This window comes from Brevibacterium oceani (assembly GCF_013623835.1).
GTDB classification, from domain to species: Bacteria; Actinomycetota; Actinomycetes; order Actinomycetales; family Brevibacteriaceae; genus Brevibacterium; species Brevibacterium oceani.
In genome coordinates this window covers 251680-271334 of record NZ_JABKDE010000005.1, presented here as the reverse complement: position 1 = coordinate 271334, position 19655 = coordinate 251680, and the positions used below count along the sequence as shown (strand labels likewise).

The window sequence follows — 19655 nt, the reverse complement described above, 5'->3', positions numbered from 1 at the left end:
GAGTGTGATTGATGTCCGAGCTCGGCCGGTTCATGGAATCGGAGCTGCGCAGTCAGCCCGACATCTGGCAGCGCGTCCTCGAGACGCCGGCGGCAACCTCGGCGCTGCCGCAGGACGGGGAACGGATCGCGGTCATCGGCTGCGGCACCTCGTGGTTCGGGGCGCAGGTCTTCGCGTCCCTGCGTGAGAGCCTCGGCAAGGGGGAGACGGACGCCTTCACGGCCAGCGAATTCCCCACCGGGCGCCGCTATGACCGCATCGTCGCGATCTCCCGGTCCGGCACCACCACCGAGGTGGCGGCCGCCCTCGAACAGCTCGCCGGTTCGACGCCGGTGACCTCGGTGCTCGGGGTGGCGGACTCTCCGATCGGCGCGGCCTCGAGCCATGTCGTCGAGCTCGACTTCGCCGATGAGCGCTCGGTCGTCCAGACCCGCTTCGGCACCTCGGCGATCGTGGCGATGCGGTCGTGGCTCGGCCAGGACGCCGAGCTCGAGGCGGCCATCGCCGATGCCCGGACCGTGCTCGACGGAATCGACGCCGACTTCACGACGGCCGATGAGACGCTCATCGACGACGGGCTCCTCACCGCCGAGCAGTACAGCTTCCTCGGTATGGGGTGGACCTGGGGGTTGGCGAACGAGGCGGCGCTCAAGCTGCGCGAATCCGCTCGGGCCTGGACGGAGTCCTATTCGTCCATGGAGTATCGGCACGGACCGATTGCGATCGCCGCTCCGGGGCGGGTGAGCTGGCAGTTCGGCCGAGCGCCGGAGGGGCTCGCCGCTCAGGTCGAGGCCACCGGAGCTCGCTTCGAACAGGCCGACCGGGATCCCCTGGCCGATCTCGTCCGTCTCCACGCGGTGGCGCTCATGCGCGCTCGCCGCCTCGGCGTCGACCCGGACAATCCCAGGTCACTGACCCGCTCGGTCGTCCTCGAGGGATGACCACCCGCACCGAGATCCTGGACGTGGCCGGAGCTCTCAGCCTCGGTCTCGGCCCCGTTGCCCTGGCCGTTGACGTCGGCGGTACGGGGCTCAAGGCGGGGCTGTTCGACTCGGACGGCGCCCTCGTCGATGCCCGCACCGCATCCACGCCTGCAGCCGCCTCGGCGGGGGTCGCACCTGAGCCCGCCATCGCTGGGTCCGCTCCCGTGCCTGACTCGGAGGGGACTGCCGGTGGGCGCGCCCCGGAGGGGACTGCCGATGTGCACGCTCCGGAAGAGGCGATCGTCGACGCGGTCGTGGCACTGCGCGATGACCTCGCGGAAGCGCACCCCGAACTGCCGGTCGCGACGGCGGCCGTGGTCGTGCCGGGCATCGTCGAAGAGGCGACGGGGACCGCGGTGTACTCGGCGAACCTCGGCTGGCGGGATGTACCCATGGCGGATCTGCTCGCTCGGTCGCTCGGCTGTGAGGTCGTCTTCGGCCATGATGTGCGCGCGGCCGGTCGGGCGGAGTTCGAGTTCGCGGCATCGATGCCCGCCGATGCCGCACTCGTCACCATCGGCACGGGCATCGCCGGTGCCATGCAGGTCGAGGGCCGGATGGTCTCGTCCGGGGGATATGCCGGTGAGCTGGGCTTCCTCGAGGTCGCTGTCGACATCGCCGAAGGGCGGTTCAAGGGGCCCGTCGAGCTCATCGCTTCGGCGGCCGCGATCGCCCGTCGGTACGCGGAGCGCAGCGGTCGGGACGCCGGCGGGGCGCGGGAGGTGCTCGAGGCGATGCGCTCGGGCGACGCGGTCGCTGCTGAGGTGTTCGCCGAGGCGGCCGATGCCCTCGGCGCCATGTGTGCCCAGCTCGTGACGATCACCGCTCCCTCGGCGATCGTCCTCGGGGGAGGTCTGAGCGGTGCCTCTGAACTCATTCCCGCAGTGACCGCCGCGATGCGCACTCGGCTGAGATTCCACCGCGAACCGGAGATCCACACGGCCGGGCTCGGTTCGGTCGCCGGACTCATCGGCGCCGGCCTGCTCACCAGGACCGGTCAGCTCACCAGGGCCGGTCAACTCACCAGGGGACAACGATGACCGGCGGGGCGGCGGATGCGTCCGGTGCCGGCCGCGACGGCAACCGGTACGAGCGTGAGTGCGGCTCGATGACCGGCAGAGAGACGAGCCGTGCACCGCAAGTCGTCACCCTCACGCTCAGCCCTGCCCGCGACCTCACCATCGATGTGGACGCAATCGATCTCGGAACCTCGCATCGGGTCGCGCAGGCCGGCGGCCGCCTCGGCGGGAAAGGGATCAACGTCGCGCAAGTCCTCTCCGCGCTCGATTGGTCCGTCTATGTGCAGGGTCCGGTGAATACCACGGACTGGCCGGAGGCCGTCGGCCCGACCGACGACTTGGTGTGGGATCTGACGCCGACTCCGGCGCGACTGCGCCGCAGCTACGCACTCGTCGAGTCCTCCGGTCGCGCCACCCTGTTCAACGAACGCGCCTCCGAACACCCGGTCGAGGTGTGGGAGCAGATCGAAGAGAAGCTGCGCTCACGACTCGTCGAACCGCAGGTGAGGGCGCTGGCGATCTCGGGTTCGACTCCCGTGGATCTGCCGGAGGGGTTCGTCGATCGTATCGTCGCCGCTGCGCATGCCTCCGGGGTCTCCGTCGTCGTCGACACCTCGGGGCCGGCACTGATCACAGCGGCGAAGGCCGGAGCCGACTGGCTCAAACCCAACACTGAGGAACTCGCCGAACTCGCCGAACTCGCCGCAGCCGACGCAACGCCCACGGGCAGCGACCAGACGCGCGTGGATGCACAGGCCGCGGACGGTTTCGTCGACGACAGTTCTCAGAGCATGACCCCGGCCTTCCAGGTCAGGAGCGCCAGTGCCCTCATCGCGGCGGGGGCGGGAGCCGTGCTTGCCTCTCGAGGTGAAGCGGGGCTGACGCTCATCGACCGGTCGGGGCCGCGGTCGGCGGCGAAACTCGACCAGCCGGTGCAGGGGAATCCGACGGGTGCCGGCGACGCCGTGGTGGCGGCACTGCTCAGCCGCCTGGCCGAGGGCACTGGCTCACAGTCGCGGGAAGCCACTTGCACCGACGATTCTGCGGCGTCTCGGGCCGCCGACGCGAGCCTCGACGATTCAGCCGTGAGCCTCAACAGCGCTGATGCGAGCCTCACCGATGCCGAGGTCGAGTCGATCCTCACCGATGCTGTCGCGATCTCGGCCTCCGCGGTGCTCATGCCCCAAGCCGGTGCTATCCACGGGAGCTGGAGGGCTCTGCGCGATCGCGTGCAGATCATGGCACCCGCCGAGCCGCCTTCGTCGGCCCCAGAGGAGCGCCAGGCACCGACCACCCACCCCGCACCCGCCGACCACCCCTCACCCGCCGACAATCCCGGAGAATGAGACCATGACGAAAGCCGCCACGATCGACCTTCTGCACGATGGCGTCACCCCTCCGCCGACCTCGGCTTCCGCCGCCGCGTCACCGGCAGCCCCAGCGGCGCTCGCCGGTCCCTGCGCGGTCGGTGCCTTCAATGTCATCCACATCGAATCCGCCGAAGGGATCGCCGCCGGCGCCGAGGCGGCAGGTCGCCCGACGATCATGCAGATCTCCGAGAACTGCGTGAAGTACCACGGCCGACTGGCCCCGATCGCCCGTGCAACACTGAGCATCGCTGAGTCCGCAAACGTCCCGATCGCCGTGCACCTCGACCACGCCACGGACCCCGAACTCGTCGCCGAGGCAATCGACCTCGGCTTCGACTCCGTGATGTACGACGGTGCCCACCTCGACTTCGATGCGAATGTCGCCACCACCGCCGAGGCGGTCCGCCGCGCCCATGCCAGCGGAGCCGCCGTCGAGGCCGAACTCGGCGAGATCGGCGGCAAGGACGGCGCCCATTCGCCCGGGGTGCGCACCGACCCGACCGAGGCCGCGGACTTCGTGGCCGCAACCGGCGTCGACGCGCTCGCCGTCGCCGTCGGCAGCTCCCATGCGATGGTGGAGCGCACCAGCCGCCTCGACCTCGACCTCATCGCGGTCCTCGCAGAGACACTGCCCGTGCCCCTGGTTCTGCACGGTTCCTCCGGGGTCCCCGATGACGAGATCGTCCGCGCCGTCGCCGCCGGGATGCGCAAGATCAACATCTCCACCCACCTCAACAGGGTCTTCACCGAACGGCTGCGCGGAATCCTCGACACCGACCCGGCGCTCGTGGACTCCCGAAAGTACCTCGGCCCGGCCCGGGAGGCCTTCGCCGCCGAGGTGGCCCGCCTCATCACCCTCCTGTCCGGCGGTGGCGCTGCCGGACAGGAGGGCGGGGCTGCCGGAGGAGCCGACGATCAGGTGCGCCGTTCGCCGAGCGGTGGGACCGGAGCATGAGCCGCGTTTGCCAAATTCCGGCCCACGACGGAAAGTTGGCCTATGAGCACGCGTGAAGATCGACTCGACGCGATCCTGTCGAAACTCGACCACGAGGGCACGGTCGGGGTCGAGGCCCTCAGCCACGAACTCGAGGTCTCCGTGGCCACGATCCGCCGCGATCTCGACCTGCTCGAGCAGCGCCGCCTCGTCGAACGCACTCACGGCGGGGCCACCCGCCGTTCCGTCGACTACGAACTGTCCCTGCGCTACAAGGAAGCCGCCGCGACCGAGGCGAAGGCTGCGATCGCACGAGCCGCCGTCGACCGCATCACCCCCGGATCGATCGTCGGCCTGTCGGGCGGCACCACGACGTTCATGGTCGCCGATGCGCTCAGCCAGCGTGATGACCTGCTCGCCGACCTCACGATCGTCACGAACGCCGTCGACATCGCCAACAAGCTCGCCATCCATCCGAATCTCAAGGTCATCGTCTGCGGTGGGGTCATCAACACCTCGAGCTTCGAACTCGTCGGCTCCTTCGTCGACAGTGTGCTGCGCAGCATCTGGCTCGACGTCGCGTTCGTCGGAGTCCACGCCATGTCCGCCGCCTCGGGTGGGATGACCGCCAATGAGGACGAAGCGTACGTCAACCGGCTGATGGCCGAACGCGCCGACCATGCCGTCGTCGTCGCGGACTCCTCGAAGTACGGGCGGAAGGCCTTCGCCACAGTCGGGGGCACCGACGTGTTCGAAGCGATCATCACCGATGACCACCTCGGCGATGATGACCGAGAGGAACTCACCGCGGCCGGTTATGACGTCGAACTCGCACCGCTGGGTGAGAGCCGATGACCCTGCCAGGACAGCGTACGGACGCACCGATCGCGGCGGGACCCGAGAGCCGTGTGCACATCCCCGCCGAAGCGGGAATCAAAGGTCGTACGGACGCCCCCGCCGAGGTGGTCATCCACGATGCGCACATCCTCGACGGTGCGGTCGAGTCGCCCACCAGCACACCCGCAGACACATGGATCGCGTTCGGTCAGGGAACGATCGTCGATCGCGGCCGCGGGGACGGCTGGAAGGACGCGGCCGCCTCGGCGGAGGTCGAGGTCATCGACGCGGCGGGCGGATACGTGTCCCCGGCCTTCGTCGACATCCACTGTCATGGTGCCGGCGGCGCGGCCGCCGAGGACGGTGCCGACGGGATCGAGACGATCCTCGCCGTCCACCGCGAGCACGGCACCCGCGCGCTCGCGCTGTCGTATGTCTCGGACACGATCGACGGGCTCTGCCGATCGCTGAGCAGCGGCGCCGAACTCGCGCGCAGCCACACGGGTGTCCTCGGCCTGCACGCCGAAGGCCCGTTCCTGTCCCCGGATTTCAAGGGCGCGCACGCTCCCGAGGTGCTCACCGCACCCACCCCCGAGGCAGTCGAGGCGATCCTCGGGGCCGCAGATGGGTCGCTCGCGCAGATCACCATCGCCCCCGAACTGCCTGGAGCGCTCGATGCGATCACCCGGTTCGCCGAGGCGGGGGTGCGGGTCGCCATCGGGCACACGGCAGCGGACTACGCGCTGACGGCGGCGGGATTCGAGGCGGGCGCGAGCATCCTCACGCACGCATTCAACGCGATGCCCGGAATCCATCATCGGGCGCCGGGGCCGATCCTGGCCGCGGTCGAGAACGAGCAGGTCACTCTCGAGCTCATCAACGACGGCGTCCACGTCGTCGGCCCGGTCGCGCGCGTGCTGCACGAGATGGTGCCTGGTCGCATCGCGCTCATCACCGATGCGATGGCGGCGACAGGGATGAGCGACGGCGAGTACATGCTCGGTTCGCTGCCTGTGGTCGTCGAGGATTCCGTGGCCAGGCTCGTGACCGCGGACGGATCGGTCGGGTCGATCGCCGGGTCCACCTTGACGATGGACGGGGCCGTCCGGCGCGCCGTCGCCGAGGTGGGGCTGAGCCCCAGCGAGGCCGTGCGGGCCGCGAGCCTCGTTCCGTTGCAGGCGTTGGGAATGTCGCTCGCAGAGGGCAGCACCGAACTCCTGGCGTCTGGCCCCGAACTTCTCATGCCGGGGATGCCGGCGGACCTTCTGCTCTTGGAGACGGACATGCGCATCCGGCGAACCTGGTACCGCGACTCAATAGAAACGGTCGGGAACGGGCTGATTGCGCCCGAGGGCGGCGCGATGTGAGCGGAGTGCGGCCCAGACGAGCCGGATGCGGCTCGAGGGAGCCAAGTGGGGCCCGGAGCAGCCAAGTGGAGCCCGAGTGCGCGGCTGGCGCCTGGCACTGCGGAGGGCGTTTCGGGCACAGTTGTCCCCTGGAAACGTAGTGCCGGGGCTAATCGTCGAAGAGCGTGTCGACGATGTCGTCCGCGATGAAGCGGGGGTGCAGGATCGGTGTGCGGGCAGGGTCTACCGTGGCTGGAGGTTTCCACGCCGGTCGACCGTCGCGGAGCATGAGGGTGTCCCACTCGCTGTGGTCGAGCAGGTGGTGGTGATAGGAACACGTGAGCGCGAGATTGTTGATGTCAGTCCTGCCTCCCGCGCTGTGGGGGACGACGTGGTTGGCGTCGCACCATCCGGGCGGCGCATCACATCCGGGGAACGTACAGCCCCTGTCACGGGCGGTGATGACGGCGATCTGCTTGCGGTTGGCGAACCGCTGCTCAGTAGCGACCTGCACGGTCTTCGCAGTATCGCTCATGAGATGGAAGAACACCGACCCGTTGAGGCCGTTGGTCGCGAGCTCCCTGATGGGGACGGGGTTTTCGGCGCCGGTCGTCGCAGTGCCCTTTCCCTTCGCGAGGTCCTCGGCCATGGCTGTGATGACCAAGGCGTAGGGAGCGCCCGCGGTGGTGCGCTGTTTGTCGATCGTGGAAACGAGACCGGCGAACCGTTCGTAGATCCACTCGCGCACGGACGGCTGCTCGCCGCTCGTGTCGATGATGCTGCCGTCGGTGCGGACACCGATTCCGGGTGTGTCGGCTGCGGGGCGCTCGCCTGAAGCATTGCGCAGCTCAGGGGTGGGGACCTTCACCGCGTCGTGGCGCTCGCCGGAGAGGACGGCGTCGACGATGTCGAGCAGCTCGTCGTCGGACTCGGCGGGAGTCTGTGTTTCGTCCGTTGCGGTTGTCGTTGCCTCGGCCGCCTCTTTGGCGGCCTGGATGCGTGAGGTCAGCAGACCGTTGAGCGTGCCGCCGGCGACCGGATCGAGCAGGCCGGAAAGTTCCCAGTCGCCGTTGGTGCGAGCCTTGAGATTCACGCAGTACTTCGACCGGTCGGTGGGTTCGAGCGGTTCGCTGCCGTCGGGGTCGATGTGGCCCATGAGGCGATCGAAGATCGCCCGCAGGTCTTTCAGACGCACCTTGGGGGCGTTGGTGACCAATCGACTCTCGATGTCCGTGCGGACTGTCTGGTCGGCCCATGCCGGGACCTTCTTCAGACAGCTCTCGATGACGGTCGCTTGACCGGCAGAGATCGTTCCGGCGTGGAGCGCCTCGGCGACGAGAGGGTAGAGGGGCGGGAGAGCCTGACCGGTGAAGTCGACCCGGCCGCCGAGATTCTTGGCCATCTCGGTGCGCCGGTGAGCTTCGGCTCCGCTGAGGTTGAGTCGATTCTCGATGAGGGCTTTGGTGGACTTCGCTCCGTACTCGCTGGGAGTGCCGACCCGCTCGCAGACCGCGAGCGCAAGAGTGGAGAGAGCATCGTTGATGCGGCTGAGTGCTTCGACGCCGTCGACGAGCATGATCGCCTGGTCGGGTCCCATCGGGCGATCGAAGCTGCGCAGTCCGTCCTTGAGACCCATCAGATGGGTGATCGCCTCGGTGACCTCGGGTGCAAAGCGCGTCAGATCTGCCCACTCCTCATCGGCGAGCAGGGGATGTCCGCTGCTCTGAGGAGCCTTGTGGGCACCGCGATCCGCGGCGTCCTCGGCTTTGTCTTCGGGTGTGAGAGTCATCTTCAGCGATCCATTCACCAACGTCGTTGTTGTAATGATCACTCTATTCGAATACGGCAAATAGAACAATAGGTAGTTCGAAAAAATTCTGAGAAAAATTGAACAGTTCGGGAATGTTCGATATATAGGGCAAGAATCCTTGGCCTACGGACAGGGCAGTCTCAGATCTAGGCAGCACACCGGTGTGTCCGGTCGAGCTCAACGCGGCAATCCGGCGTTGCCGATTCAGCTCGAGCGAGTCGCGGCATGCAGATCGGCCTGGTGCAGTGACTGAACTGGAGCAGCCCGAACCTGGTCGAGCGCAGGATGGCCCCGGCGCAGCCCGCTTCGCCTGAATCCGCACGTCGTGGCACGATTGGGGTATGGATGCCCTGCTCCTCATCGACACCGACGACGCCAGCTACCCCAGCGATGACGCCATGGAGACCCTCGGTGACATCGTCACCCGCACGCGAGCCGTAGGCGGGGTGCTCATCTTCGCATCGACGAAAGAGGACCTCGCGGACACTCCGGACGAGGAGCTGAGCATCTTCGTACCCGACGAGGAGGACCTCGTCCTCCGCTCGGACAACCCCGATATCTTCGAGGGCGTGAGCGACCTCGCCGCAGGACTCCACGACATGGCTGTCGACCGCATCGTCATCGCCGGCGGCGACGATGCTCCCGGTGCCGTCTACGCCTCGGCGATGGCCGCTCTCGTGTGCAACTTCGACGTCATCGTGCTCTCCGACTCCACTACCGGTCCCAAGGGTGAGCTCGTTGACTGGATGCCCGCCGCCGAGGAAGCCGGGGCCATGGTCAAGAAGACCGCCGACACCTGGCTGCGGATGTAAGCCTGTCGCATACCTATCACTGGTCCGGAGATAAGTGGCTCCACTGACTTCTACTCTGAGTAGAATGTGTGAGGGGGCTGTGCATTCAGCCCTTGACCAGTGACCGCTCGTAGGTGCACACCGACTCAGTGAGACGAACCCAGTCGGGCAACCTCGGCGACGGAGTGAAGGAGGGAACATGACCGGATGGACGAAGTCCGTGCGTGCTCTCTTCGCCGCCCTCATCACCACCCTCCTCGCGCTTCTCATGCACGTCGGTGCGGGCGGCGGCGCCTCCCCGATCGGCACCGGCATCGTCTTCGTCCTCGTTCTGTGGGCGGCGATGATCCTCGCCGGCCGACGCCTCGGATACCTCGCGCTGACCGCTCTGCTCGGACTCGGGCAGGTGCTCATGCACGTGACGATGGGCTGGGCGGCCGGCGGACACGCGAGCGGCCATGCCGCCTCGGCGGGCGTCGGGGCGACATCGCACGCCACCTCGGCGAATGGTTCCGTCGGCGCCCACGCCGGACACCTCGTTCCGGCCTCCGGGTCGCTTGATCTCAGCGCTGCCGCGGCTGGGCTCGGGCACGCCGGCCACGGCGGCACGTCGACGGGCATGCTCCTCGCCCACATCGTCGCCGTCGCGATCACCGCGGTGATCCTCAAGCGCGGTGAGGACATCGTCCTCAGCATCCTGCAGCTTGCCCTGGGCCCTGTGATCGGCGCCCTGCAGGCCCTCGCCGAGGCGGCCGGAATCCTTGCCGAGCATCCGTTCCGTTCGCCAGGCGATCGGTTCCGGCTCCCGCAGGCGGTCACCTCGGCGGTGATCGGTCCGAACTATCGGCGCGGACCGCCCGCACTCGTGTGACACCTCATCTGCGGCGACACGGCTCGCCGCACACCATTCCTCATCGGATGGCCGCCCGCACAGAGGCGGCCGCCGACCATGAGGTGACAGTCGAGCATCCCGCTCGCGCATAATGCGCCTTGCGGGGACGGCGATCGCGACCGCCGGCGTCGGCACGCACGAACACGTCCCGCCGGGTCGGCACACGCGAACGTGCCCCGCGCCCGTGCCGCGGCGCATGCCCACGCGTCGTGGGCACCTGCCTGCAGCGACCCGGCCCTGCCCGCGTCGATGCGAAACGTGCTCGACTGCACCGGAAGACGAAAGTGCAGACATCATGCGAAAGAACATCACACTGGCCTTTGCCCTGCCCATCGCCGTCGTGCTCGGCCTCTCCGGCTGCGGACAGTCCGAGTCCCAAGCATCCGGGTCCGAACCGAGCGAGGTCGCCTCATCCCAGGTCGAGGCCGCGGGGCTCAGCCTCGACGACGCCTGGGTCAAGGCGGCCGACGACGGAATGACGGCGGTCTTCGGCGAACTCCACAACAGCACTGATCATGACATCAACCTCGTCGAGGCGAAATACTCGGACGCGGAGATGGTCCAGCTCCACGAGACGACCGAGGACGGATCGGGCGGAATGTCGATGCAGGAGAAGAAGGGCGGCTTCGACATCCCGGCAGGGAAGAGCGTCAGCCTCAAACCCGGCGGCGATCACATCATGATCATGGGCCTGAAGAAGGCGATCAAACCCGGTGAGCAGATCACCGTCGAACTCGTCACCGCCGACGACCAGACCACTGAGGTCACGGCCGTGGCCAAGGAGTACTCCGGTGCCCAGGAAGACTACGCACCGGGTGAGGCTGACAGCGGCCACGACGGTGACGGAGACGAGAAGTCCGGCGACGACGGTGAGAGCAGCGACCACGCTGACTCCGACCACGGAGGCTCTGAGTCCGACCACGGGGATCACGGTGACCACTGAGCCCGAGCGGTCCGGCTTCAGCCGCCGAGGCCTCATCACCTCGGCAGCTGCCGCCGGCGGTGCCGGACTCGTCGGTGCGACGGCCGGGTTCGGCATCGGCCGGTACGGCCCGGGATCGAACGGCGCATCCGACGGTGACGGAGGGTCGCCTCGGCGAGACCTGGACGGAGCGAACGGGGCAGAGGTCGAACCGTTCTACGGCACCCATCAATCAGGTGTCGAAACTCCACCTCAAGCGCACGCGCACTTCCTCGCGTTCACGATGAAACCGGGGATCAAGGCCGCCGAGGCGGTCCGCTGGCTCCGGTTGCTCACCGCGGATGCGGCCGCCCTGACGCAGGGCAGACCTCCGTTGGCCGATTCCGAGTCCGAACTCACCGTCGACCCCGCGCGCCTGACCGTGACCTTCGGCTTCGGCCCGAGCCTCGTCGCCTTGGCAGGTAAGCAGCATGTGCCGGACTGGCTGAAGCCCCTGGAGAAGTTCCGGATCGATGATCTCGACCCGGACCGGTGCACGGGCGATCTGCTCCTGCAGATCTGCGGCGACGACCCGCTGACCGTGGCCCATGCCCGCCGGATGCTGTTCAAAGACACCCGGACCTTCGCCGAGGTGGCCTGGCAGCGTGGGGGATTCCGCCGCGCCTATGGTTCCACGGGGGAGGGGAAGACTCAGCGGAACCTCTTCGGTCAGCTCGACGGCACCGCCAATCCCGGGCCCGGGTCCGAGGACTTCGCGCGGATCATCTGGGGCCAAGGCACAGACAGGGCCGACCCTGTGTACTCGGCCCGCGGGGAGCCGCCGACCGACCTCGGATCACACCTGCCGCCGTGGTTGGACGGCGGCACGACGCTCGTGCTGCGCGACATCGCGATGAACCTCGACACCTGGGACAAGGCCGACCGGCCGGCCAGGGAGTTCTCCACCGGGCGGACCCTGGACACCGGTGCGCCGCTGTCGGGCACGGACGAGTTCGACGTCCCCGACTTCACCGCCGTGGACAAGCGGGGACTGACGAAGATCTCGAAGGCCGCGCACATCGCGCGGGCTCGTGACGAGTTCGGCCCGGAGGTGCAGATCCACCGCCGCACCTACAACTACGAGACCGGTGCGGGAGGAGACGCGGGGCTGCTGTTCGCGTCCTTCCAGGCCGATATCGAGCGGCAGTTCCTGCCGATCCAGCGCCGCCTCGCCGAGGTTGACCTGCTCAACGAGTGGACCACCCCGATCGGGTCGACCGTCTGGGCGATCCCGCCGGGAACTTCGGACGGGGGCTACATCGGCCAGGAGCTGTTCGAAGGGTGAATGGGCAGGGCGGGCCGCTCGATGGAGCGGCCCGCTCAGCGCGGCGGCTTGCCCGGTGGTGCGATCCAGCCGGCCGCTCAGCGCAATCGCTCGCTCAGCGCAAGCGCCCACCAGTCAGCACGCTCAGTCGGCGATCTCGGAATCGAAGGCCGACGGGTTGTCCTTGATCCACTGATCGACGGCGTCGCCTTCCTGCCCCTCGTCGTATTCATTGACGATGAGGTCCTCGAGTTCACCGTACGTCTTGTCATCGAGCTTGATCCCCTTGATGAGCTCGGATGCTTCGGGGAACTCGTCGCTGAAGCCGTCGGCGCCGAGGAAGTGCATCTTCTCGGGATCGCCCATGGCGTTCTTCGGATCCTTGAGGTCCTTGACGTCGTAGGCGTTGTTCGCCCAGAACGGTCGCCACAGGGTGACGACGATGTCTTCCTTCGCGTCGATGGCATTGCCCAGCTCGGTGAGCATGGCCGGGGTCGACGAGGTGACGAGCTCGAAGTCCTTGTCCAAGCCGTATGCCGGCATCATGGAATCCTTCGTCACGGCAGTCAGACCGGCTCCGGGCTCGATGCCGATGATCTTGCTGTCGAACTTCTCGGCGTTGTCCTTGAGCTCGTCGATCGAATCGATGTCCGAGTAGGAGGGCACGACGATCGTGTTCTGCGCCTTGTCGTAGTAGGTGCTGATGTCCTCGATCTTGTCGCCGTACTTGTCCATGTACTGCTTATGGGTTCGCTCCGGCCATGCGGACGGGTAGACGTCGATATCGCCGTTCGCGACGCCTGCGTAGAGGATCGCGGCCTCCGACATCGACTGCAGCTCGGTATCGTATCCGAGCTTCTCGAGCTGGTCCTCGAGCAGGAACGCGGTGCTGCGACTGTCGGACCATGAGGAGATGTAGCCGATCGTGATCGTTCCCTTGTCGCCGTCGGAACCTGAGTCCTTGCTCGCCTCCTGGGAGCACCCGCTCAGGGCGAGACCCAAGGCCGCGCATGCGGCGACGAGTGAGGTGATTGTGCGTGATTTCATCGGTGTCCTCTTCGTGGTGGCTGCCCGAACGCGGGGCACCGCCGACGCTGGCGGTTTCGGCGGTTCGAGCAGGAACATGGAGAGCGAAATAGTTTGTGATCACAAATACCGGTGCGCCAATGTAATCACATTATTCAACCGACTGCCAGTGGTTTCTGCCGAGCGTGGACCGTCACCGCGGACTTCCGATGTCTGCCGCCGACCTACTGCCGCGGACTTCCGATGACTGCCGCCGGCTTCCTACCGCGGACTTCCTACCGCGGACTTCCTGCCGCCGGCTTCCTACCGCGGACTTCCTGCCGCCGGCTTCCTGCCGTCGGCGCGAGCGGGTCAGAACAGCGGCCGCGGCAGGGCGTCTTCGAACTCGAGGAGGCGCCGCTTGGTCTCGAGTTCGTGGCCCGGCAGTCCACCCGAATACCCGCCGAGACCGTCACCGGCGACGACCCGATGGCATGGGACGATGATCGGAATCGGATTGAGTCCCATGATCCCGCCGACAGCGCGCGCTGGGATGCCTGTGCCGCTTGCCTCCGCGAGTTCGCCGTAGGTCACGGTCGTGCCTGCCGGCACTCGTTCGGCCAGGGTCGTGAGCACTGTGCGGGCGACGTCCGAGACCTGACCGAAGTCGACCGGCAGATCGAAATCGCCGAGGCGGCCGTCGAAGTAGGTACGCAGCTGAGTGACCGCCTCGTTAAGGAGGGGATTGTCGAAATCGGTCGGTGAGTCCGCACTCGGTTCGGTGGGGTCGGTTCCGTTTCGGGGTGGAACGGTTGCGATTCCGGCCGGGTCGGGGGCAGCGGGAGGCCCGACAGCCTCGGCGGGGGTGGCCCATTCGAGGCCGACGACAGCGCTGACGCCACAGGTCACGGTCAGCGAGCCGACGAAGGTGTCGAGGGTGACGGAGCTCGTCGTCATGGTGCTCCTCCGATCTGCCGTCGGTCCGTTTCAGGAGACGGTGCCATTTCGGACGACAGTGCCCTTCCTGTCGACAGTGCCGATTCGGACGACAGTGCCCTCCCGACTCCGAGAAGTCGGGAGGGCACTGTCAGATGTGGCGGTCACCGCCGAGAGGAGAAGGCGAATTCTCCTTCAGCGCGATGATCGCCGTGGCGAACCGATCACTTGTCGTCGTCGGTCAATTCGCCGTCGTAGGCGTCGGGGTTGGCCTTCAGCCATTCGGTGATGGCCTTCTCGCCGTCGTCCTTGTGCTTGTTGACGACGAGGTCCTCGAGCTCACCGTACTGCTTGTCATCCATCTTGATCTTGCCGATGTAGTCGGCGGCGTCCGAGTTCTCTTCGCCGAAGCCCTTGGTGGCGGTGAAGTGAAGCTTCTCAGGATCACCCATGGCACCCTTCGGGTCCTTGAGGTCCTTGACCGGGTATTCGTTGTTGGCCCAGAACGGACGCCACAGGGTGACGACGATGTCCTTCTCGGCGTCGGTGGCATTGCCGAGCTCGGTGAGCATGGCAGCCGTCGACGAGGTGACGAGTTTATACTCGCCATCAAGCCCGTATTCGGGAATCATCGCCTTCGTGGCCTTGGTCAGACCGGCACCGGGTTCGATGCCGACGATCTTGCCGTCGAAGTCCTTGCCCTTGCCCTTGAGGTCTTGGATGGAGTTGATGTCCTTCATGTACTTCGGCACGGCGATGGTGAGCACCGCATTGTCGTAGTATGCGCCGAGGTCCTCGAGGTCGTCGCCGTACTTGTCGATGTACTGTTTGTGTGTGACCTCGGGCCACGAGGACGGATAGATGTCGATGTCGCCGTTGGCGACACCCGCGTAGAGGACGGCGGCGTCGCTGAAGGTCTCGGTCTCGACGTTGTAGCCCATCTTGCCCAGCTGGTCTTCGAGCAGGAGCGAGATGCTCTGACCGTCGGTCCAGCCGGTGACGTAGCCGAGCTTGATGTCGCCCTTGTCTCCGCCTCCGCTGCCGTCGTCCTTCGATGCTTCCTGGGAGCACCCGGTCAGAGCGAGGCCGAGTGCTGCCACTGCAGCGACGATCGGGGTGAGGAATCTTCTCTTCATTGTGTGTTCCTTTTCTCTAGTGGTCGACTTGTCCGAATGTGTGCCCGACGCTTGGGCGATCAGGCCTTGGCGGTCGCGGCCGCAGCCTTGTTCTTCGCGCTGCGGCGGCGCATGACCGCGACGAGCGAAGCCGGATAGTCCTTGGCGTTGCCCAGCGCCGCGGTCACGCGGTCGAGATAGACCGCGATGATGACGACGCCGAGGCCGGCCTCGACGCCGAGCGGCAGGTTCTGGGTGGCGATCGCTTCGACGACGTTCTTTCCGAGTCCGTCGGCGCCGACCATGCCGGCGATGACCGCCATGGCCAGGGCGAGCATGATGACCTGGTTGATGCCGGCCATGATCGTCGGCGTGGCCAAGGGCAGCTGGACTCCGCGGAGGATCTGGCCGGGAGTCGCGCCGAACGACTGTCCGGCTTCGACCGTCTCGGAATCCACTCCGCGGATGCCGAGTTCTGTGAACCTGACACCCGGAGGCAGAGCGAAGATCACCGTGGCCACGAGGCCGGGCACGACGCCGATGCTGAAGAAGGTCACAGCCGGGATGAGGTAGACGAAGGCCGGCATGGTCTGCATGAAGTCGAGCACCGGTTTGATGATGGTCGAGGCCGTATCGTTGCGCGCGGCGAGAATGCCGACCGGTATGGCGACGATGACGGCGATGATCGCAGCGATGAGGACGAGCGCCAGTGTCTGCATCGAGGCCACCCACTGATCCATCGTCATGATGAAGAACAGTGTGATCACTGTGCCCAGGGCCATCTGCCAGGACCGCAGGACCCAGCCGAGCAGTGCGAGGATGAGGATGATCACCAGCGGATGGAGGTCGACGAGCACATTCGTGAGGATGTCGATGAGCAGGCTGAATAGCCAGGTCACGGCATCGAAGAACCAGGCGACATTGTCTTTGAGCCAGTCGAAGGCGGAGTCGACCCAGGTGCCGACGGGAATACGGATGTTCTCCATCAGAGGGCACCCCTTTCGTTTGCGGCATCGGCTTCGGTCGCATCACCGGTTTCGGCGAGGACCTGATCGATGAGACCGGAGTCCACAGGTTCGGGCCATTCAGCAGCGCTCTCTTCCTGGGGCGCTTCGTCGTTGCCGTTCTGATTGCCGAGGGCAGCCAGCAGGGTTGCGCGGGGCACCACGCCCACCAGCTGACCGTCGTCGTTGGTCACCGGCACCGGCAGGGGAGTCTCTGAGGACGGCAGGAAGAGATCGATGAGCAGATCGTCGGGAGAGGCCGTCTGGGCGGCAGGCTTGATGATCTCGTCCAGCGTCGTCCCGCCCTTGCGGAGGTGGTCGATGCAGTCGCGGTCGTAGACCACGCCGAGGAACTTCCGGTGCCGATCCATGACGTAGATCGCGGAGGAGTTGCTCTCCCGCATGCTGCGGAGGGCGACCCGAGGTCCGTTCTGGTTCGAGACGGTCTGGCGTGCCTTCTCCATGACGTTGTTGGCGGTGAGAACGCGGGCGCGGTCGACGTCGTGGACGAACTGCGCGACGTAGTCATTGGCCGGATCGGTGAGGATGTCCTCCGGGGTGCCGACCTGGACGATGCGGCCGTTGCGCATAACCGCGATCCGGTCGCCGAGGAACATCGCCTCATTGAGGTCGTGGGTGATGAAGATGATGGTCTTCTGCAGCTCCGACTGGAGCTCGACGAGCTGTTCCTGCATTTCGCGGCGGATCAGCGGGTCGAGCGCAGAGAAGGCTTCGTCCATGAGCAGGATGTCGGTCTCTGCGGCCAGAGCGCGGGCAAGACCGACGCGCTGCTGCATACCGCCGGAGAGCTGCTCGGGGAACTTGTCACCCCAGCCTTCGAGGCCGACGGCTTTGAGCCACTTGTCGGCGGCCTTGTCTCGTTCGGCCTTCGCTACTCCCCGGATCTCGAGGGCATAGGCGGCATTGTCTCGGACCGTGCGGTGCGGCAGCAGAGCGAAGTGCTGGAACACCATCGAGATGTGCTCGCTGCGGACCTTGCGCAGGGCAGCGTCATCGATCTTCGCGATGTCGGTGCCGAGGACCTCGACCGATCCCGAGGTGGTCGGCCACAGGCCATTGAGCGTGCGGATGAGAGTGGACTTGCCGGACCCCGACAGGCCCATGACGACGAAGATCTCGCCGGCTTCGACCTCGAAACTCGCGTCGATGACCGCGGCAGTTCCGAGTTTGGTCAGGTCATCGCGGTCGGCGCCCTCTTCGAGTCGCTTGACGACTTCGTTTTGGCGCTTGCCGAAGACCTTGTACACGTTTGATGCTTTGACAACGCTCACGCGTTTCCTCCTTGCATTCTTGACCCTCCGCAAGAACGAGAGGCTTCACCCCCGTTTCGCGATTCGGCGATGGCGATCTCTGGTTCATCGCACTTCAGCCTCGCCGCGCACGGATTTCTCACTCTCCATTGTAGTTTTATTCAGGTTTTTCGTCGGAAGGTTTTGTGCGCTTGAGCGGAGTGGCGAGCTTGACTACCCGCCTGACCTGCGAAGATACAAGTGTGTGCGTTACTTGATTGTTATAAACACTGCTTGGGCCATGTAGATGTGCCCTTATTCGATTTGTTATTCTCTGCCGATCTTTGTTGCGAAAGGCGCCCTTGCCTCACTGAATGCGGACGACGGTGTCCGGCTCTCTGTGAAAGCCGATCATAGCTCGGCCGATGGGCCTGCGGAAGATCAGGAGGGAATGCCGAGCGATTCGGTGAGGAAACGCGCGACTGCCGGGGTGACCACCTCGGCGAATTCCTCGAAGCAGCCATGCCGTCCCTCCGGCTGGATGAGCAGCTGCGAACCGGCGATGCGCTCATGCAGGATGCGGGCGTTGTCGACCGGGTTCATCCGGTCCTCGTCGCCATGGATGATCAGCGTCGGCGCGGTGATCTCGGGCAGGCGGTCCCACGCGTTGTGACTCGCACTGATGCGCAGGTGGGCCGCGGATTCTGCGGCCGCCATCGAATCATCGCCGAGCAGTTTGCTGTACTTCGCGGACACCGTCCACGCGGGAGTGTAGAAGAGGCCGAACAGGTAGCGGGTGTGCTCCTCGCCGTGCAGGCGGGCAAGGTTCTGCCCGACCTCGCGCGGGCGCTTGACCGAGTGCGGTCCGCCCGGGGTCGTGCAGCCGAGCACAAGCGCGCTCACCCGCTCAGGGAAGTCGAGGGTGAGCATCTGCGCGATCCGCCCGCCCATCGAGGTGCCGTAGACACACGCGCGATCGACGCCGAGGTGGTCGAGCACCTCGGCGGCGTCGGCGGCGAAGCTCGCGGTCGACAGCTTCCCGAGCTCCCCACGACTGCCGCCCGTCCCGCGGTAGTCGAAGGTGATCGTGCGAAACTGCGGTTCGAAGTCCTCGCGCAGGCCGTCCCACCACTCGTGCGAGTTCGCCTGGCCCTGGAGAAGAAGCAGTGCCGGAGCCTCGGCTGGGCCGCTGACCTGGACCGCGAGCGGGAATCCGTCGCGAGTGCTGATCCTGGTCTCCTGCCGCGTCTCCACCTGTGTCCTCCTGCCTGCGCGCGCCGCACAGCGCCTACGCTTGAGTCATGTTGCCTCTGCCGTTTCTCAATCCTGCCGCAGGTACGCCCGCCGTGCGCAATCCACTGCGTCCGTCCCTCATCGTGCCCACTCAGGCCGTCGATGCCGATGACTTGAGTTCCCATTGCGCCGAGGCGGCCCGGACCGGCGTCGTCGACGTCGTGGAATGGCGCATCGATCCTCTGCTTGCCGGCAGCGACGCTGATGGTGCGACGCGCGCCGAGGCGGTTCTGGCCCTGCTTCCGCACGCCGTCGCGGCCGGTCTGCCGGTGCTCGTGACGCTGCGCACCGGGTTCGAAGGCGGACTGGTCGATATCGCTGAGGATGAGTACGCCGAGGTGGTCCGGCACCTCATCGCAGGACTGTCCGGCACCGTTCCCATCGCCCTCGACATCGAGATCGACCGGGCGGAGTCTCATGCCCTGATCGCTGCGGCGCGCGAAGTCGGGATTCCGGTCGTCGCCTCTCATCACAACTTCGAGTCCACGGACTCAGAAGAGGACCTGCTGGCCACCTTCCGCAGGATGGCCGAGGCGGGTGCCGATGTGGCGAAGGCGGCGATGATGCCGCGGTCCCCGGTCGATGTTGCGCGTCTGCTGGCCGCGACCGCCGAGGCGCAGGAGGAGCTGGGATGCCCCGTGCTCGGCATCTCGATGGGTCAGCTGGGCCGAGCCAGCCGGATCATGGGCGCGGACTTCGGCAGCTGCGCGACATTCGCGCAGATCGGCGAGGCCTCGGCGCCGGGTCAGATCGACGCCGCGCACCTCGCCGAGATCCTCGACCGCATCTGAGTGCGAAGTCGCTTCGGAGCGCGAACGACAACGGGACCTGTACCCGTTCGATGG

18 protein-coding genes are annotated in these 19655 nt (G+C 66.5%); 11 read left to right on the top strand and 7 right to left on the bottom strand.

Going from position 1 to position 19655, the window contains the following annotated elements; all coding sequences use genetic code 11:
* Window positions 1-11: 11 nt before the first annotated feature.
* From HK401_RS13120 to HK401_RS13095, 6 genes are read left to right on the top strand one after another with little or no spacing between them, the layout of a single operon-like run.
* Complete coding sequence (locus HK401_RS13120) at window positions 12-941, top strand: SIS domain-containing protein (protein WP_181275112.1); 930 nt, start codon at window positions 12-14, stop codon at window positions 939-941.
* Window positions 938-2023, top strand: coding sequence for an ROK family protein (locus tag HK401_RS13115; protein ID WP_181275111.1), 1086 nt, complete (start codon window positions 938-940; stop codon window positions 2021-2023). Before HK401_RS13120 ends, HK401_RS13115 begins: the two co-directional genes overlap by 4 nt.
* Entirely contained in the window at window positions 2020-3348 is a 1329-nt protein-coding gene (locus HK401_RS13110) for a PfkB family carbohydrate kinase (RefSeq protein WP_181275110.1), read from the top strand. Before HK401_RS13115 ends, HK401_RS13110 begins: the two co-directional genes overlap by 4 nt.
* A gap of 4 nt (window positions 3349-3352) precedes the next feature.
* Window positions 3353-4327, top strand: a complete 975-nt coding sequence (locus HK401_RS13105; RefSeq protein WP_181275109.1) for a class II fructose-bisphosphate aldolase — start codon at window positions 3353-3355, stop codon at window positions 4325-4327.
* A 42-nt stretch (window positions 4328-4369) separates the two neighbouring features.
* Window positions 4370-5161, top strand: coding sequence for a DeoR/GlpR family DNA-binding transcription regulator (locus HK401_RS13100; RefSeq protein WP_181275108.1), 792 nt, complete (start codon window positions 4370-4372; stop codon window positions 5159-5161).
* Entirely contained in the window at window positions 5158-6510 is a 1353-nt protein-coding gene (locus HK401_RS13095; RefSeq protein WP_181275107.1) for an N-acetylglucosamine-6-phosphate deacetylase, read from the top strand. The genes HK401_RS13100 and HK401_RS13095 overlap by 4 nt, the downstream gene beginning before the upstream one ends.
* Window positions 6511-6658: 148 nt before the next feature.
* On the opposite strand, the gene HK401_RS13090 is transcribed toward HK401_RS13095, so the two are convergent.
* Complete coding sequence (locus HK401_RS13090) at window positions 6659-8278, bottom strand: HNH endonuclease signature motif containing protein (protein ID WP_181275106.1); 1620 nt, start codon at window positions 8276-8278, stop codon at window positions 6659-6661.
* A 362-nt stretch (window positions 8279-8640) separates the two neighbouring features.
* Here HK401_RS13090 and HK401_RS13085 point away from each other — a divergent pair, with 362 nt between their 5' ends.
* The 4 genes from HK401_RS13085 to HK401_RS13070 all read left to right on the top strand — a co-directional run bounded on the left by HK401_RS13085 (window position 8641) and on the right by HK401_RS13070 (window position 12228).
* Window positions 8641-9111, top strand: a complete 471-nt coding sequence (locus HK401_RS13085) for an isochorismatase family protein (protein ID WP_181275105.1) — start codon at window positions 8641-8643, stop codon at window positions 9109-9111.
* A 178-nt stretch (window positions 9112-9289) separates the two neighbouring features.
* A complete protein-coding gene (locus HK401_RS13080; RefSeq protein ID WP_181275104.1) occupies window positions 9290-9961 on the top strand; it encodes a hypothetical protein in 672 nt (223 codons plus the stop codon).
* 316 nt (window positions 9962-10277) lie between these two features.
* Window positions 10278-10925: a copper chaperone PCu(A)C gene (locus tag HK401_RS13075; RefSeq protein WP_181275103.1), complete on the top strand. Its 648-nt coding sequence runs from the start codon at window positions 10278-10280 to the stop codon at window positions 10923-10925.
* Entirely contained in the window at window positions 10915-12228 is a 1314-nt protein-coding gene (locus HK401_RS13070) for a Dyp-type peroxidase (protein WP_309135987.1), read from the top strand. The genes HK401_RS13075 and HK401_RS13070 overlap by 11 nt, the downstream gene beginning before the upstream one ends.
* A 123-nt stretch (window positions 12229-12351) precedes the next feature.
* On the opposite strand, the gene HK401_RS13065 is transcribed toward HK401_RS13070, so the two are convergent.
* The 6 genes from HK401_RS13065 to HK401_RS13040 all read right to left on the bottom strand — a co-directional run bounded on the left by HK401_RS13065 (window position 12352) and on the right by HK401_RS13040 (window position 18771).
* Window positions 12352-13254, bottom strand: coding sequence for a glycine betaine ABC transporter substrate-binding protein (locus HK401_RS13065; RefSeq protein ID WP_181275102.1), 903 nt, complete (start codon window positions 13252-13254; stop codon window positions 12352-12354).
* Window positions 13255-13584: 330 nt separating this feature from the next.
* The gene (locus tag HK401_RS13060; RefSeq protein ID WP_181275101.1) at window positions 13585-14169 is read right to left on the bottom strand and encodes a methylated-DNA--[protein]-cysteine S-methyltransferase; all 585 of its coding nucleotides are present in this window, start codon (window positions 14167-14169) and stop codon (window positions 13585-13587) included.
* 203 nt (window positions 14170-14372) lie between these two features.
* Window positions 14373-15284 (bottom strand): glycine betaine ABC transporter substrate-binding protein, encoded by a 912-nt coding sequence (locus tag HK401_RS13055; protein WP_181275100.1) that lies wholly within the window; start codon window positions 15282-15284, stop codon window positions 14373-14375.
* 59 nt (window positions 15285-15343) lie between these two features.
* Window positions 15344-16249: an ABC transporter permease gene (locus tag HK401_RS13050; protein ID WP_181275099.1), complete on the bottom strand. Its 906-nt coding sequence runs from the start codon at window positions 16247-16249 to the stop codon at window positions 15344-15346.
* The gene (locus HK401_RS13045) at window positions 16249-17559 is read right to left on the bottom strand and encodes a quaternary amine ABC transporter ATP-binding protein (protein WP_181275098.1); all 1311 of its coding nucleotides are present in this window, start codon (window positions 17557-17559) and stop codon (window positions 16249-16251) included. Before HK401_RS13045 ends, HK401_RS13050 begins: the two co-directional genes overlap by 1 nt.
* 399 nt (window positions 17560-17958) lie before the next feature.
* Window positions 17959-18771, bottom strand: coding sequence for an alpha/beta fold hydrolase (locus tag HK401_RS13040; protein ID WP_181275097.1), 813 nt, complete (start codon window positions 18769-18771; stop codon window positions 17959-17961).
* A 47-nt stretch (window positions 18772-18818) separates the two neighbouring features.
* On the opposite strand from HK401_RS13040, the gene aroD reads away from it, so the two are divergent.
* On the top strand, window positions 18819-19601 hold the full coding sequence (gene aroD / locus HK401_RS13035) for a type I 3-dehydroquinate dehydratase (protein WP_181275096.1): 783 nt from the start codon (window positions 18819-18821) through the stop codon (window positions 19599-19601).
* Window positions 19602-19655 lie beyond the last annotated feature (54 nt).